General features: G+C 38.7%; 18 protein-coding genes and 1 pseudogene. 5 read left to right on the top strand and 14 right to left on the bottom strand.

The window, feature by feature from the left end:
* Window positions 1-14: 14 nt before the first annotated feature.
* The 4 genes from D8Q48_RS04790 to D8Q48_RS04775 form a co-directional block, all read right to left on the bottom strand.
* The gene (locus D8Q48_RS04790) at window positions 15-383 is read right to left on the bottom strand and encodes a VOC family protein (RefSeq protein WP_118688691.1); all 369 of its coding nucleotides are present in this window, start codon (window positions 381-383) and stop codon (window positions 15-17) included.
* Window positions 384-410: 27 nt separating this feature from the next.
* Window positions 411-821: a peptide deformylase gene (locus tag D8Q48_RS04785; RefSeq protein ID WP_117990283.1), complete on the bottom strand. Its 411-nt coding sequence runs from the start codon at window positions 819-821 to the stop codon at window positions 411-413.
* 332 nt (window positions 822-1,153) lie between these two features.
* Window positions 1,154-1,912: an EFR1 family ferrodoxin gene (locus D8Q48_RS04780; RefSeq protein ID WP_117990284.1), complete on the bottom strand. Its 759-nt coding sequence runs from the start codon at window positions 1,910-1,912 to the stop codon at window positions 1,154-1,156.
* A 230-nt stretch (window positions 1,913-2,142) separates the two neighbouring features.
* A complete protein-coding gene (locus tag D8Q48_RS04775; RefSeq protein WP_118688690.1) occupies window positions 2,143-2,970 on the bottom strand; it encodes an RNA methyltransferase in 828 nt (275 codons plus the stop codon).
* Between the two features lie 98 nt (window positions 2,971-3,068).
* On the opposite strand from D8Q48_RS04775, the gene D8Q48_RS04770 reads away from it, so the two are divergent.
* Window positions 3,069-3,581: a GNAT family N-acetyltransferase gene (locus D8Q48_RS04770; protein WP_330514376.1), complete on the top strand. Its 513-nt coding sequence runs from the start codon at window positions 3,069-3,071 to the stop codon at window positions 3,579-3,581.
* A 173-nt stretch (window positions 3,582-3,754) separates the two neighbouring features.
* Here the strand turns inward: D8Q48_RS04770 and D8Q48_RS04760 are convergent, their stop codons facing one another.
* From D8Q48_RS04760 to D8Q48_RS04745, 4 genes are all read right to left on the bottom strand, one after another.
* Window positions 3,755-4,597: a type II CAAX endopeptidase family protein gene (locus D8Q48_RS04760; RefSeq protein WP_121055724.1), complete on the bottom strand. Its 843-nt coding sequence runs from the start codon at window positions 4,595-4,597 to the stop codon at window positions 3,755-3,757.
* Window positions 4,598-5,128: 531 nt separating this feature from the next.
* Window positions 5,129-5,707: an ATP-binding protein gene (locus tag D8Q48_RS04755; protein ID WP_243116229.1), complete on the bottom strand. Its 579-nt coding sequence runs from the start codon at window positions 5,705-5,707 to the stop codon at window positions 5,129-5,131.
* Between the two features lie 204 nt (window positions 5,708-5,911).
* Window positions 5,912-6,670 carry a site-specific integrase gene (locus tag D8Q48_RS04750; protein ID WP_243116228.1) on the bottom strand — a complete coding sequence of 253 codons (759 nt, stop codon included), beginning with the start codon at window positions 6,668-6,670 and terminating at the stop codon, window positions 5,912-5,914.
* Between the two features lie 19 nt (window positions 6,671-6,689).
* Entirely contained in the window at window positions 6,690-7,943 is a 1,254-nt protein-coding gene (locus D8Q48_RS04745) for an ATP-binding protein (protein WP_121055616.1), read from the bottom strand.
* A 388-nt stretch (window positions 7,944-8,331) separates the two neighbouring features.
* On the opposite strand from D8Q48_RS04745, the gene D8Q48_RS04740 reads away from it, so the two are divergent.
* From D8Q48_RS04740 to D8Q48_RS04725, 4 genes are all read left to right on the top strand, one after another.
* Entirely contained in the window at window positions 8,332-9,021 is a 690-nt protein-coding gene (locus tag D8Q48_RS04740; RefSeq protein ID WP_019162604.1) for a response regulator transcription factor, read from the top strand.
* A complete protein-coding gene (locus D8Q48_RS04735; protein ID WP_118212819.1) occupies window positions 9,018-10,049 on the top strand; it encodes a HAMP domain-containing sensor histidine kinase in 1,032 nt (343 codons plus the stop codon). The genes D8Q48_RS04740 and D8Q48_RS04735 overlap by 4 nt, the downstream gene beginning before the upstream one ends.
* A 151-nt stretch (window positions 10,050-10,200) precedes the next feature.
* Entirely contained in the window at window positions 10,201-10,866 is a 666-nt protein-coding gene (locus tag D8Q48_RS04730; RefSeq protein WP_008791690.1) for an ABC transporter ATP-binding protein, read from the top strand.
* Between the two features lie 14 nt (window positions 10,867-10,880).
* Entirely contained in the window at window positions 10,881-13,208 is a 2,328-nt protein-coding gene (locus tag D8Q48_RS04725) for an FtsX-like permease family protein (protein ID WP_121055614.1), read from the top strand.
* Between the two features lie 132 nt (window positions 13,209-13,340).
* Here the strand turns inward: D8Q48_RS04725 and D8Q48_RS04720 are convergent.
* The 6 genes and pseudogenes from D8Q48_RS04720 to D8Q48_RS04695 form a co-directional block, all read right to left on the bottom strand.
* Window positions 13,341-13,681, bottom strand: a pseudogene (locus D8Q48_RS04720) (GNAT family N-acetyltransferase).
* Between the two features lie 157 nt (window positions 13,682-13,838).
* Window positions 13,839-14,690, bottom strand: a complete 852-nt coding sequence (locus D8Q48_RS04715) for a YhfC family glutamic-type intramembrane protease (protein ID WP_118198247.1) — start codon at window positions 14,688-14,690, stop codon at window positions 13,839-13,841.
* Complete coding sequence (locus tag D8Q48_RS04710) at window positions 14,656-14,958, bottom strand: hypothetical protein (RefSeq protein ID WP_008121271.1); 303 nt, start codon at window positions 14,956-14,958, stop codon at window positions 14,656-14,658. The genes D8Q48_RS04715 and D8Q48_RS04710 overlap by 35 nt, the downstream gene beginning before the upstream one ends.
* 9 nt (window positions 14,959-14,967) lie before the next feature.
* Window positions 14,968-15,174 carry a helix-turn-helix transcriptional regulator gene (locus D8Q48_RS04705; RefSeq protein WP_003865061.1) on the bottom strand — a complete coding sequence of 69 codons (207 nt, stop codon included), beginning with the start codon at window positions 15,172-15,174 and terminating at the stop codon, window positions 14,968-14,970.
* Complete coding sequence (locus D8Q48_RS04700) at window positions 15,171-15,500, bottom strand: DUF6442 family protein (RefSeq protein WP_117525758.1); 330 nt, start codon at window positions 15,498-15,500, stop codon at window positions 15,171-15,173. The genes D8Q48_RS04705 and D8Q48_RS04700 overlap by 4 nt, the downstream gene beginning before the upstream one ends.
* Window positions 15,501-15,713: 213 nt before the next feature.
* The gene (locus D8Q48_RS04695; RefSeq protein ID WP_279217516.1) at window positions 15,714-15,809 is read right to left on the bottom strand and encodes a TnpV protein; all 96 of its coding nucleotides are present in this window, start codon (window positions 15,807-15,809) and stop codon (window positions 15,714-15,716) included.
* Window positions 15,810-15,918 lie beyond the last annotated feature (109 nt).

Here is a 15,918-nt window from a genome sequence, read left to right as displayed (position 1 = left end):
GCATATCTTCTCCTTTAATTACACATAAATGGTGTACGAACCTCGATGAGATTACCGCTCGGATCATACAGCCTTACAAGTTTCTGCCCACCTGAAATTTCTGCTAGTTCAGTAGCATATCGGACGAAATACTTACCGGATTCATATTTTGCAAGCAATCCATCTATATCAAATTCCTCAAAATACAGTTCCATCCTGTTATTGAATGGAGTAGAAATCTCATCCAACGTCTTTCCCCATAAATCGGCATCCTGCAAAACAAGCCCCTCCGATAATATCACATTCCCTTCGTTCTGAAGGATCACTTGCAGACCAAATAAATCCCTATAAAACTCTATGGATTTTTCTATATCATCTACTACAATCAGTACATTTTTTAACATGCCGGCCACCTCACAATCCGCATTCGGTTATATAATCTTCCCAGACAAATGATCAATTTCATGCTGACAAATCTGTGCCGTCCATCCGGACAACTTCTGACGCTGTTTTTTCCAGTTGAAGTCATAATATTCCACTTCAATTTCCTGATATCTGGTTGTCTTGCGAACACCGTCCAGGGATAGGCAGCCTTCTTCTGTCTCATACATGTCACGTTTTGAAACAATCACCGGATTGAACATCACAACATCTATGAATCCCATATTTACAATGATGATATTCTTCTTTACACCAATCATGTTCGCCGCCATACCCACGCACCGCTCCCGGTTCGCCTGCAGCGTATCCTGCAGGTCTTTCCCAACCTGGATATCTGCTTTCGTGGCAGGTTCAGATGGCTGACCTAAGAAGAAAACATCTCTTACAATTTGTTTTACCATTTACTTTCTCCTGTATTCCATTTATTATTCTTATTTATCTTGAGTGGAAATCTTTCTCATCGACTCAAGATTAATTTTACAACATCAATCAAATACTCTCACGCAATATCAACTCAAGTATAACATAAATGCAATTCCTATAGTGAGTCTTTCCTACAAAACAAAATTTCTTCCCATTCTTTTTTACTTTCCCTTCATTTGTTCCAACATCTCTAAATCCAGCAATACATTTGGAAAGTAAGCGTAAAACACATTCTCTTGTAACCAACAAACGCCGGTATAGGATTATAAAAATCCTGTATCGGCGTTTTTAATTGCTTTATTGATCGTGATCATTTTATCTTTAACTGCTCAAAATGATAACGCGGTTTTCCTATGCTCTTTTTGCCATACTCTATTGCTTCTGTGGGGCAATAACAAATACATGCCATACAGTGAGTACATTGATTCCCCCATATCGGCTTTCCGTTTTCAAGTGCAATGTTATTCTTTGGGCAGTTTTTAACACATTGACCGCATCCGATACAAGTATCATCTGTCTGAAATGCAGTAGCTTTCACGAAGAACTGATAAAAAATCGGATTTACCGGACCACTCATAAAACGGTCGTAGAGATTGTTTCGTGGTGCAGGGAAAGGTTGTTCTGTCTTAATACAGGCAATGGTATCCACAATAGTAGGCTCAGCATTTTTTACAATTTTTCTTGCTTCCTCTGCTTGGGGTGCATCGAACATGGCAATATAGTTTTCCGGCATAAGAATTTGAGATGTACCCATATAACATAAGTGCTTTTGCTCAGCAAGACTACGATTATATTTTGACGCATTGCCAATTTCACTGCCGCAGTTCATAACAAACCAAATACGTTTTGCAGAAAGCAATTTCGTTTTGGAAAGCCAATCCGACACAATTCGGGGAATACGCCACGCATAAGTCGGAGTTACAACGACTACATTCTCACCTGTTTTTATTGGCGAATAATCTACTGCCTTGATTTTCACATTCACATCTACAATCTCGTCCTGCAATTCAACTGCAATTTTTTTCGCTATATAACGGCTGTTGCCGGTTCCTGAAAAGCACAAAATCATGATAAAATCACCTCCACGACTTTCGATTTATCTTCTGCTCATATAAATATATATCAATAGTCTTACTTGCAAACTCTGCTGTGCCTGCTCCCGGAAAATATCTGCCCATTTTGAAAACGGACTATTAGTTGTAATAATTGTAGATCGCATTAAGAGTCTGAGGCAGGTGGTGACGACAGTGGCAGACGGCGCCATTGCCTCAGTTCAGATTGAGAGAGAATCTGTCTAGCTCAGTGCTTTCCAAGTTGCCAAAACGCAACTGCGCTGGCAGCTGCGACATTCAATGAATCTACGCCGTGAGCCATGGGTATTTTTACAGTATAATCACAGTTAGCGATCGTACTGGCAGCAAGACCATCGCCTTCGGTTCCAAGAATAATGGCAAGTTTTTCTTCGGATATAAGATCAGGGTGATCAATGCTTACAGAGTCGTCGTTTAACGCAAGGGCTGCGGTTTTGAACCCGGCGGTTTTAAGAGACGTGATCACAGGCTCAGGCCAGCAGGCTTCTTCTTTTTCCAGAAATGTCCACGGAATCTGAAATACGCAACCCATGCTGACACGGATGGCACGACGATAGAGAGGGTCTGAACATCCCGCTGTGAGAAGAACCGCATCCATATTCAGTGCTGCTGCAGAGCGGAAGATAGCACCGATATTGGTGGGGTTCATCACATTTTCTAGAATGACAATACGATGCGCTCCGGCGCAGACAGATTCTGCCGAAAGAAGGTGCGGGCGGTGCATCAGGCAGAGTGCTCCCCGGGTCAGTTTAAATCCGGTAAGTTTTGTCAGAAGTGCAAAATCAGCGGTGTATACAGGGATATCACCACAGCGCTCAATAATATATTTAGCCTCTCCGGTGATGTGTCTGCGTTCTAGTAAAAGGGAGACGGGAATACAGCCACTGTTCAGGGCACGTTCGATTACTTTTGGACTCTCAGCAATGAAGAGTCCTTTTTCTGGTTCATCTCTGTTTAGAAGCTGATGCTCCGTAAGCCTTGCATAAGGATCCAGTTCCGGTGCAAGAAAATCCGTAATTTCTATAATATTTGGCATAAGACACTCCTTTGTAATTTGATATAAAGATATTATAGTAGTTTTACGGGAAATGCGCTATAATAAATAGACATGAGTTAGAAAAAAGCGAGGAATAAATGGATACAATGAATAAAAAATTTGAATTCAGGAATATTCTCCCGGAGGAGGTAGATCAGGCTGTGCAGATTGAGCAGATTTGTTTTCCACCTAATGAAGCATGTTCTGAGACTATGATGCGGGAGAGAGTAACAAAGGTGCCGGAGTTATTTCTGGTGGCAGTTGACAGGGAGACAGGAAAGATAGCAGGATTCTTGAATGGCTTATCCACAGAGGAAGAACTTTTCAGAGATGAGTTCTTTACAGATGCCGGTCTGTATAATCCTAAGGGAGATAATGTTATGCTTTTGGGGCTTGACGTTCTGCCTGAATACCGTGGACAGGGACTGGCAAAGGAGATTATGTCCCTATATGCGCAGAGGGAAAGGAAGAAAGGCAGGAAGAAGTTGATTCTGACCTGTCTGAAATCGAAGGTTATGATGTATGAGAAGATGGGATTTCAAAATGACGGCATTGCCGCATCCTCCTGGGGCGGGGAGCAGTGGTATGAGATGAGCCGTCAGCTTAGATGAAGTAGATTGGGCGGCGCAGCAATTCCGTTTTTTCAAGGGCAATATTTCGTGTATTTGCCAGCCTTCCAGTCTACCAGCATATTAGCGACACTCTTCGGCAAGAATATCTTACGCACACTGCTTTCTGTCTTCGGTATTTTCAGAATGCGTACCGTAGAATTGTTTTTTGATACTTATTGCACTTTTGCTTTTTTCTTAATCATACATATTGCTGCTAAAGTAACTATAATATAACCTAATAGTGCAATAATTGATGATTCAATTCCAAATTCTCCACCAGTGAAAACAAAGACTTTTGAATCAAGTACATATGTCATAACCGAATATTCATCTGCCTTTTCGCTTATTGATAAACCGCCGCCAATAATTAAAATATTCCAAAGTGAATGGACAATTCCGCTGTTCCAAACAGAACCACTTTCAATAGCAACCATTGAGAACATTATTCCCACCATTGTTCCTGCAATAAGAACCAACAGGCTACTTATAATGGAAAAATCCATTCCTATAATATGTACTAATCCAAATAAAACTGATGGAATTAATACAGCTACTTTAATATTCCATTTCTCTTTTAACAGATTTAGAATAACTCCACGAAAAACCATTTCTTCAACAAAACCAGCGGCTATGCCTGTAAAAACAATACCAGCACTCAGTGTTGAAAAAATCTGATTACTATTCATTCCAGAAGAAACGTACTTTCCAGAAAAGAAAAAAAGATAAACTGCTTTTACTGTCACAGGTAATAATACACCTACAATAATCCATTTAGCTTTAATTGAAAATTTTGGCATTCCCAAATTTTCCATTTTTATTTTAAGTAGTCTTTTTGAAAATAATTCACTTAAAACAAAGGCTAATCCAACATATATAATTCCTGCTATAATATTGCATATACCTTCTGGAATTTTAATCAAAACAAACAAACTTGCCACTAACTGAGCTAATATTTGAGCTACTATCAATACAATGATGGCTCCCAAAGCCCCTCCTATCGTCTTTCTTGTACTCATAAAATGCTCTCCTTTACCTTCATTATTGTAAAAATTTACTACCAACTTAACAAATTCCGATTTCTCTTTTTTCCATTCTATCACAAGCTCACCATTAATCATCATTTTTTGATATTTTTTCTTTTCCCCACTGTAAAACACTCTCTGTCAATCTGAGGTAAGGTAAACCCAAGCGGGACACTATATAAAACTGTTTCCGATTCAATTTGAGTTATTCTGAATACCCCCTCTGTCAAGCTCTGTAAAGCTCTGAAAGTTAGCTGATTGTTTGCTCCAGCTAATAATCGGGGAATGCCTTGATATTACCCATCGACATCTATTATATGACCACCATGCTTCGTACGTTCGATCATGGTAAACAGTATTCAATTAAACTTCCTATCGTAAGTACAAGATATTTTCTTGTCTACAATTAATATGCCGCATACGAGACGGTTTGTCCATGCGTTTTTGACTGGCTACTTTTTTATTCATTTTGTTTATTGACAAATCTATAGGAATCTATTTTTTCTTTTTTAATAATGTTTTTTTCTAAACATTTTTTATAAATCCAGAGGCTCCATTTTCAGATATACAAAACATTTCTGCAATATTTCTTCTATTAAATGAATAATCATATCTATATCTGTTAAATAGTTGCTCTATCTGATTAATAGTTTTGTTTCGAAACGCATTATCAATTTGTTCAATTAATTTTTCTTTGAAGTAAATCAATTCCCAATCTTTATCTGAGTTGAGTTTTCTATTTGTCAGTTGAGTTTTCTCATTACTGAATTGAGTTTTCTCATCATTAAATTGACTTTCAGAATATAAATCTAAATTTAGCTGAGCCGGATCTGCTACACTTCGATTAGGTAATACAACTTGAAGATAAAACTCATTTGAATAAAAGACAGGTTTTTCGGTAAAATCTGTATACGAATTAATTATTCGTCCAATACCACTTCCTCTTCGGTCCATGTAATGTAATCTACCAAATATATCAGATATTATTTCATTTCTCCTCATGGATGGTACTCTTTTTAAGTCCAGATCCTGAATCCTACTGCCATTTAGCATACCACCAGGAGATGTTATTTCTAAACGATCATCATAAATATCTACATGCACCTCTGTACCAACAATTTGATAATCTCTATGAATTAATGCATTTACAAGTACTTCCCTAACTTTCTTTTACATTCTTGATATAAAAAATATCTTTATTGTAATATATCTTCGTCAGTCTATCTTTATTATTAGAATTGATTCAAAGCGCTTGTGAAGGGGTTTCTTATTTCCACTAAAATTACACTATTTTTTCACTATTTTTCATTACTTCATCGTCTTCGCCAGTGAATTGAGCAACGCTCGCATCTCCGGATTAGCCAATACTTTTGCCAGAAGTTCCGGATCGACTTCATCAGCAACAGGTGCATTATTATTTTCCTGCTGTACATGCATCTGTGGATTCAGATTCTTCTTCTCATAAAATGCTTCTTCAAAAAGCTCTGCATTTTTCCTTCGGTCATCATCCAGAATATGAGAGTACACATCCGTAACCATATTGACCTGAGCATGGCCGGAATCACCCTGTACCGCCTTGATGTCTCCACCATTCAATTTCAGCTTATAAGTAACACTGCTATGACGGAAACTGTGAAATACAACCGGTGGGCGATTATAATCCTCGATCAATTTCTTTAAAGGACCACGGATTGCTCCATCACCAAGAGACAGACCAAAGGTACTTGCCATAACCAGGTTGTAGTCCATATATTCGTCACCAAGGACTTCTTTCATTTCATCCTGTTCAGCTTTCCAGTCTACCAGCATATTAGCAACATTTTTCGGTAAGAAAATTTTACGTACACTGCTTTCTGTCTTCGGTGTTTTCAAAATACGTACCGTAGAATTCTTCTTATGATTTGTCGGGAATACCAACAACACATCTTTTCCATCCAGTGCGTTCAAAGATTCTTTTCTTATACGCTGTGATTCTTTATTGATGAAGACATATGCACGATTTTCTTCAATTGCCTCAGGAGAGATATCTACACAATCCCACTCTTTTTTGAAATAGAACAACACCACAGCAACAACTCAAATCGACTTAAAATTCCAGACTATTCGCATTCAGCAAGAAATACTTCATTCCCATGATGACAAAACCTTCATCATTTCTCCAAGGCTTTTTGCTGCCATTTACAATGACGATCTTCTTGAAAGAGTCCGGGATATTACGCAGAGAATTGAACTCCTGCGTCTGTTTTTCTTCCGAAGTCATGTCATATGCAACCTGGATATAGTATCTCTGGTTTCCTTGATTCACCACAAAGTCAACCTCCAACTGCTTGCGAACACGTTTGCCCTCTTTATCCTTATCGAAGATATCCACGACACCCACATCAACATTGTAGCCACGGATCAGCAGCTCGTTATAAACAATGTTCTCCATGATATGAGTAGGCTCCTGCTGTCTGAAATTCAGACGTGCATTTCTCAGTCCCAGATCAGTAAAGTAGTATTTCAGATTTGCACCGATATACTTTCTGCCCTTAATATCGTATCGGCTTGCCTTGGAAATCAAAAAGGCATCTGTCAAATGGTCGATATGCTTGGAGATGGTTTTATTAGCATAAGTCATCTGGCGCTCACTGGCAAAGGTATTGGCAATCTTTGAAGGGTTGGTCGGTGCGCCGATTGCAGATGCAAGCACATCAACCAGAATCCCAATCTCATCCACGTTCTGAATCTTATTTCTTTCAATAACATCCTTCAGATAGACATTTGCAAAGATGTTCTTCAGATAGTCCGCTTTCTGTCGTTCGCTCTGGAAACTTACGATCTGCGGCAATCCTCCGTAGATCATGTAGTCATCCCAGGCATCATCATAATCGCCGTCATAGACAGAATAAAACTCTGCAAAGGAGAGAGGGTAGATTCTAATCTCATCACCTCTGCCACGGAATTCGGTCACAATGTCGCTGGACAGGAACTTGGAATTACTTCCGGTGACATACACATCAATATTGCTCATGCGGAGCAGGCTGTTCAGCACTTCCTCAAATCGTGGCATGAACTGCACTTCATCCAAAAGGAGATAATACTTCCCGTCGTCTTTCATGGCATCCTTGATGTACTTGAAGCATACCTTGGGATCTCTTAATTCCTCGTTCTCAATACCATCCAATGCAATTTCAATAATATGATCAACATCAACGCCGTTCTCCAGTAAGTATCTATTAAAGATGGTAAACAGCAAAAAGGATTTGCCACATCTACGAATGCCGGTAATCACCTTTATCATTCCATTATCTTTTCGCTCGATCAGCTGCTGTAGGTAAGCGTCTCTTTTAATCTCCATCGTTACACTCCCCATTTCCGTGCACCTACACACTTTTTAGTAATGAGATTCTATCACAGAACGACCTGAATTTCAATATGTATTCCCATTTTATGTGCATCTACACATTTTTATGTAATGTTGATAAATATATTTTCAGATTTTTTTGATTGCAGTGTCTATAATCGATTACTCCAATCATTATTATAGGTAGACAACAAAAAGAAGATGGTTCCGATATTTCATTAAATATGTTCGTTAAGGACAGCAATTTGACACTGCTGTCCTTTCTTTTATAAAATTGCAGTACACAGAAAAAAGCTGTAAAATGAAAAATATATTTGTCCTTGTAACAATTCTCGGACATTTGCCTGTTATACTATCTGCAAAAAGAAAAGGAAGTGACAATATGAAGCAGATTTTAATTGTCGAAGACGATAATCTTTTGAATAAAACGCTTACTTATAATTTGGAATTGGACGGTTACACAATAACTTCTGTTCTGAATGCAAGGACAGCCGCTGAATCATTAAAAACAAACATTTTTGATTTGGTATTGCTGGATATAAATTTACCAGACGGAAATGGTTATGACCTATGCCGTCTTATCAAGCCAGAGCATCCTGATACAGTAGTTATATTTCTAACTGCCAACGATCAGGAAAGCGATCAGATACGAGGATATGAAGCTGGTGCAGTGGATTATATCACGAAACCTTTTTCAATTAGTGCTTTGCAGCGAAAGATCAAAGCCATGTTCGCTATGTTGGAACATCACAAACCAGCTAAGGATATTTACGAGGATGGTAGCCTGTTTCTGGATTTTTCGGAACAATTTGCAAGTTTGAACGGGAAACCATTAGCGCTTTCTGCGATGGAATATAAAATGCTGAACCTATTTCTTAAAAATCCGAAGCAGGTACTTACCCGCCAACAACTTTTGGAAAGGCTGTGGGACATTGATGAAAAATATGTAGATGAACATACCCTTACTACTTCTATCAGCCGCATTCGCAGTAAGATTGAAGCGGATGGCGACACATATATCAAAACGGTTTACGGTATGGGTTATCAATGGACAGGAGGCGAAAAGAAATGAAACTGAATAACCTTTCTGCTAAGAAAATTTGTAGACTGATTAGTGCTGGCATGGTTTTCTCTATGCTGGTAATTACTGGTATTTTCGGCGGTATAATGCAGGATACACGAATTTTCATAGCGGGTGGAACATTGACACTCTGTGCATTTTTCTGGATTTGGCTATTGGTGCTGTTTTTTGGAAAACGCCTTTCTCATCTTACTTCTAATTTGTGCCGGACGCTGGACAACATGATTGATGGAAACGAGGAATTACAAAAGTCAAATGATAGTGAAACTCTTTTTGCCCGTATCAACCACCGCTTAATCCGGTTGTATGAGATTATGCAGAAAAACCGACACAAGATAGACATGGAACGACAGGAGCTTCAAATGCTGATTTCTGATATTTCGCATCAAGTAAAAACGCCTGTCAGCAATTTGCAAATGGTAACGGACACACTTTTAACAAAACCTGTTTCAGAAGAAGAACGGATGGACTTTTTACAAGGCATACGCAGTCAGACTGATAAACTAGATTTTCTGTTCCAAGCACTGGTTAAAACATCCCGGTTGGAAACCGGAGCGATACGATTAGAAAAGAAAGACAGCAGCTTATTCCATACGCTTGCACAAGCCATGAGCAGTATAGTATATGCCGCAGAGAAAAAAGAAATTGCTGTATCCGTGGATTGCCCGGAAAATTTGATAATCTCCCATGATAGCAAGTGGACAAGCGAAGCCCTTTTCAATTTGCTGGACAATGCAGTAAAATACACTCCGTCAGGTGGAAAGATTTCTGTATCAGTGGTTCAGTGGGAAATGTACGTAGAGGTCAAAGTGACCGACACCGGCAAGGGCATTTCAGAAAGCAATCAGGCTGCCATCTTCCGGCGCTTCTATCGTGAGGAAGAAGTACACGATCAACAGGGTGTAGGAATAGGTTTGTATTTGGCTCGTGAGATTGTAACAAGGCAAGGGGGATATATCAAGGTCGTTTCAGAGCTGGGGCAAGGCTCAGAATTTTCTATTATGCTTCCTGTAAGGTAAGATATAACCACTTTTTTTGAAATGTCCGAGCGTTGTAACATTTCACCCTGATTTTCGATAAAAATTTTTTCTATCTCGGACATTTGTGTAACATTTGTGGTTTACAATGGCTTTATCAACAGATAGAAAGCCTTGAAAGGAGCATTTGAATATGAGCATTTTACAAACAATCGACTTAAAGAAGTATTACGGCACAGAACCAAATATTACTCGTGCCCTTAATGGTGTAAATTTTACTGTGGAACAGGGAGAATTTGTTGCCGTAGTTGGAACTTCCGGCAGCGGTAAGTCTACATTGCTTCACATGATGGGAGGACTTGATACCCCCACTTCCGGCAGCGTGATTGTACGGGGAGAAGAACTCGCAAAAAAGAATGATGATGAATTGACAATTTTCCGCCGTCGTAACATCGGATTTATCTTCCAAAATTATAATCTGGTTCCGATTTTGAATGTATATGAAAATATCGTCCTGCCTGTGGAACTGGATGGCGATACAGTAGACCAGAAATTTATGGACGAAGTTGTGTATATGTTGGCTTTAGAAGATAAACTGGAAAATATGCCGAACAATCTTTCAGGCGGTCAACAGCAACGTGTAGCGATTGCACGAGCTTTAATTACGAAGCCTGCGATTATCCTTGCTGATGAACCGACCGGAAATCTTGATAGCAAGACCAGTGCAGATGTGTTAGGGCTTTTGAAGCGTACCAGCGGAGAATTTAATCAGACCATTGTAATGATTACTCACAACAACGAGATCGCTCAACTCGCAGACCGCATTGTACGGATTGAAGATGGTAAAATTGTTGGCTAAAGGAGGTGGGAATTATGAATTATCCTTTTGAAAATGATACCAGTGCAGTAATTAAAAAATTAGCACGAAAAAGTGTGCGTTTTGATAAGAAGAAAAACTTATTTTGCCTTTCGGCAATTATTGTAGCCGTTGCTATGATAATGATGTCGTTGCTCACAGTGCAAAATATCATTTATCAAAATCAGAAAGAAATCGAAGGATTACATCAAGGGATTTTCTTTGACATTACGCAGGACAGTAAAGAAAAGTTGTTAGCAAACGAAGAAGTAAAAAGTGTAGGACTTTCCTGTAATATCAAAACAGTGAAAGAAAATTCTAAAGAACTGTCTCTGATTTATTATGATGATGACATGCTTAGTTTGATTCCTGCCTTTGACGGAAAATATCCAGAGAAAGCAAGTGAAATTGCTGTTACAGATGCCTTTTTTGCCAGTGAAAATAAGTCTCCGGAAATCAACGCCATAGTTCAGTTGAATCTGGATGGTACTTTGAAGAATTATACTATTGTTGGTATTTATCATGATAAAACTTCTACCGCTTATCCTGTTTTTGTTTCACTTGAAAAATGCCGGGAATTACGTGGAAATAACCTGCTTACTGGATATGTTTGGCTTGAAAATGCAGATACCCTTACAAAAGACGAAGCAACAGAAATATTATCTCAAATTTCAGAGGAGACTGGACTGAATAATTGGACAGTCAGCAGTTACTATGATTATGTAAATACAACTTTGTCCTTCAGTAATTATGCGGTATATGGTGTAGTTGCTGCCATTTTGTTTTTAGCTGCCGCACTTGTAATTTACAGCATTTTCTATATTTCGGTTGGACAAAAAGTTGCTGAGTTCGGACAGCTTCGGACAATAGGGGCAAGTAAAAAGCAAATTTATAAAATAGTTCTTAAACAGGGTTATATGCTTGCAGTTCCGGGGATTTTAATTGGTAGTATCATGGGAACGATCATCAGCTATTGTCTGCAATCAAAAGGCTGGTCAATATTTGCATTTATTGTTTCTCTATGTGGCGCATGCCTTTTTGGAATACTGCTTGTTTATATTAGTGTTCGTAAACCAGCAAAAATTGCAGCGAATACTTCTCCAATTTCCGCCCTGAAAAATCCAGTGGGAATTGTAAATTACCGCACTCACAAAAGACATCGTATTACGCCTGTATATTTAGCGAAAATCAGCTTTTCCAGAAACAGAAAAAAATCTCTATTGACCATTTTATCATTGGGACTGTGCGGAGTTATATTTTTCCTTGCAGCAAGTTATCAGAGTTCTTTTAATGCCGAGAGTATGGCTCGTTATTGGGATATGAAGTACGGAGATTTCAAAATCAGCATTGATTTAGAAAACGAAAGTGAAAATTTGGATGCTCTCTTGCAGAAAGAATATTTTTCTGATTATGTAAAGCGTGTTGGAGATATAGAGGGAGTTAGCAATATATTTACTTATGCTACCGTACCAGTTGATTTCTCAACAGACAATGATATTTCAGATAGCACCTTGATGCTCGGCTATAATGAAAAGGATTTGGCGTCGCTAAATGCAGCGGTTTTGTCTGGAAATATTACTGATGATACAGAATTAGTTGTAAGTGATCCCGAACGTATTTATGATGTTTACCATTGGAAACCTCAAATTGGGGATACTGTGACCTTTAATTTCAAAAATCATAGTGGTAAAACAATAACAAAAGCATTCAAAATTGGTGCAATCACTTCCAGCAATGATGGAATGGGTGGCTATATTTTCAGAATGCCGGAAAATATGCTCAAAGAACTTGCAGGTTATGACTGTACATACGCAATCGAAATACAAGCAGAAGCTGAATATCAGGAGATAATCGAGCAAGAACTCAAATTACTCGTTTCTGACAATAGGGATGTTCGCTTACAAACCCTTCAAGATTTTATTGTAGAACACCAATCAGACAATCGTGCAGGTTTTACATTAGCTTATGCGATTGCAGCCATCTTGTGGATATTTGCGGTCATCAATCAAATCAATCTTACTGTGACAAATCTTTTATCACAGAAACAGGAAATGGGCACACTAAAATCTATTGGTATGACAAATAAGCAGTTGGAGCAAGCATTTATGATGGAAGGTCTTTTTACTACTTTGATTGCATTGCTTATAACTGCTGTTGTTGGAATCCCCGGCGGATATGCAATCGGTATATTTTTGAAAAATGCAGGCATGTCTACGGGATTTGTATTTCCGGTTGTTGCTTTTACTCTTTTTGCTGTTGCTATGTTTATGCTTGAAAGTTTGATGACAATATTGCTTATTCATTCATGGAAGAAGCAATCTGTTATTGCAATAATGCGAAATTGACGATAGAAAGTTTTTCATATCTCGGTCAGCTCAACAATTACATTACTCTGCTGATACAGCCAGTCCGTAAATTCTTTCGGGCTGGCTGTTCCTGTTTTTACAGCCTTTTTTCTCTGCAATGAACCCTTCTCTTTAGTAAAAAGAAATTGCTCTGGCATTCTTCTGGTATACATTTAATCGTAAGCTAACTTTTTTATCCTTAACATAATCTAATAAAAGCTTACCTATGCCACATGACTGCATTTCATCGGAGACAAAATACCTTCTATATATTTATCATTTAGTCCTACAAATCCTTGTATCATTTTATCTGCTTCAAACACATAAACTTCGTATTGTGACATCATTTCTTTTACTAATTCATAATTACTTTTCCAGTATTGATTGGAAATAAAATAATGTGCTTTCAGATTTGTCTTTAACCATATGTCAGCAACTCTATCGATATCTCCGTTCAGCAACTTTCTAATCATAACAAATTTTCTCCACAACTACATCCTTTATGCTTTTCTCTTTTTTCCAACCTTTGGCACTTTCTGAAAGTATTCCTATTGGGTAACAAAAAACACCGTATTTCTACGGTGCGTTCTGTCAGATATATTCTGTTTTATGATAGCAGAAAACTGGAATTCACAGTTCTTCCATCCTTCCCATCTTCAGCGCCATAACAAGAGTTCCGGCTGCCATCACAAAGACACCAATTTCAATCACATAGATGGGAAGAAGCGCCGGGCCTGCCACGGCAAAGAAGTCCACGATAAAATGAATCCCATATGCAAGAACCGCTGTAAAAGCCGCTGTTCTGCATTTGCCTTCCTTTACCGCCCGGTAGATCAGCAGTGACAACCCGATATGCAGAATGATGGCACTGATTCTTTCGATTCCGCTTACAAAAAAGAGTGGTGCCGGTGTTGTCCATAGGGCCGACAGCTGTGACACGGTCTGGTTTGCAGACTCAGCAGGAAGTGCCTCCAGCGTATTCTGCATGGCTCCGCTGTTGATCATCAGCATGGACACAAGATTGCTGATTCCGGAGAGTCCTCCGAGCAGAATGGCCTCCACACCGCCATGCCCGATTCCATACATCAGTGCATTTGGAAAATCCAGCCATTTCTTCATCCAGAACTTCATGGCAATCAGTCTTCCGGTCTCTTCAAAAACCGCTGCAGCCAAAGCCGCGTACACATAGTAAAGCCATGGCCTGCTCTGTGCGTTCAGTCCGCAGAACTGAATGACAAGAACATGCAGCAGCTGCTCCAACAGCATGGCAAACAGCAGATAGGTTCCTGCTCCGATAAAGAACGAGGAAATCCTTGCCTTAAGCTTCACCCTTCCTGCAATGAACAAAGCAATCGGTACCCCCATCGAGAGGACAACGGAGCAGATAACTCCCGCTATCGCCAGACCTGATATTGTGTTCAATTCCATCTTTATACCTCCCTGATTCTCAAAAAATTCCTTTATTGTATTTGAACTGTCCATACAATATAAAGCCTAATCCGACAATAACTGCTGGAAGAATGATATAATCTATAATTATTTCACTCCAAAACGAAACAATAAAACCTAATACAAGAGATATTCCTATAATCAGCGTTCCTGTGCCGACTGTTTTTCCATACTTTGGTATATCTTCTTCCTTTACTTTTCGCCTGTTATAAGAGTGAATTGTGCTGATATTGCCTTTGATATTTACAATTCCCACAACAGATATGAACACTCCCAAAATCAACATTATAATATTTTCCATAATAACCTCCTAAAAATAGAATAGTTCCTCAAATTTTTTGTCCAATGCAATACAAAGAATTAAAGCCAATTTTGCAGTTGGATTAAACTGTCCTGTTTCAATAGAACTAATGGTATTTCTTGATACCCCTACCATTTCTGCAAGCTGAGCTTGAGAAAGATTTGCTTCTGTGCGAACTTCCTTTAAGTGATTTTTCAGTTGTAATTGTTCTTTCATATTCTCACCTCTAAAAGCTGGCTAACAAATCCAACAAATGCCAAAATGGAAAGCACAAAAAACAGAACTGTCAAGACCAAATCGCTCTTTCGCTTCATTTTGATAAAACGAACTAACCATTGTGTTGCAATAATGCTGAAGTATATAACCCACGGACTGTAAATCATAGTATGAGCAAGCACAGAAGATAACAGCGAAAGCAAACAACACACTAAAGCACCAACTCTGCTTGCGTGACTTCCGGCTTGATATACCACTTCCATTTCAGCCAAGTCCTTATTGCGATGTTCTTTTCTGCTTGCATTTAATATTTCGTCTTTTTTCATAAAAACACCTCCGTGCCAAGTTTTCTTTGCATATTTTAATTATACACATACCAAGTTTTCTTGTCAATAGAGTCATAAAAAAGTTACAACCGATATAAGAGATAACTTTTCTACCACTTCGATTATACTCACGACTTAATGACTTCTTGAATACTTGCCGAAACAGAAAAACTGCCATCGGTTTGACAGCAGTTCTTCTTCGGTTGGTATCCGTTAGGAATACACAATATCATTCAATACAATCTCATCGGCACAGGCTCGAATGTTATTCTTCAATCCTATCCATCTCATCATATCCGTTGCTTTCAGTTTTCCTCATGGTCATCTCTTAAATCGCATTCTATGAATCCTCAGATTGTTCTTTCTGTTCTTCAATAATTCGTTCTGTCGCTTTATGGATCCTATCCTTGGAATAGGG

It is taken from the genome of Ruminococcus sp. B05 (genome assembly GCF_003628495.1).
In the GTDB taxonomy this organism is placed as follows: Bacteria; Bacillota; Clostridia; order Lachnospirales; family Lachnospiraceae; genus Schaedlerella; species Schaedlerella hominis.
Note: the sequence above shows the minus strand (reverse complement) of the source record. Positions and strands in the feature narration are given on the sequence as shown.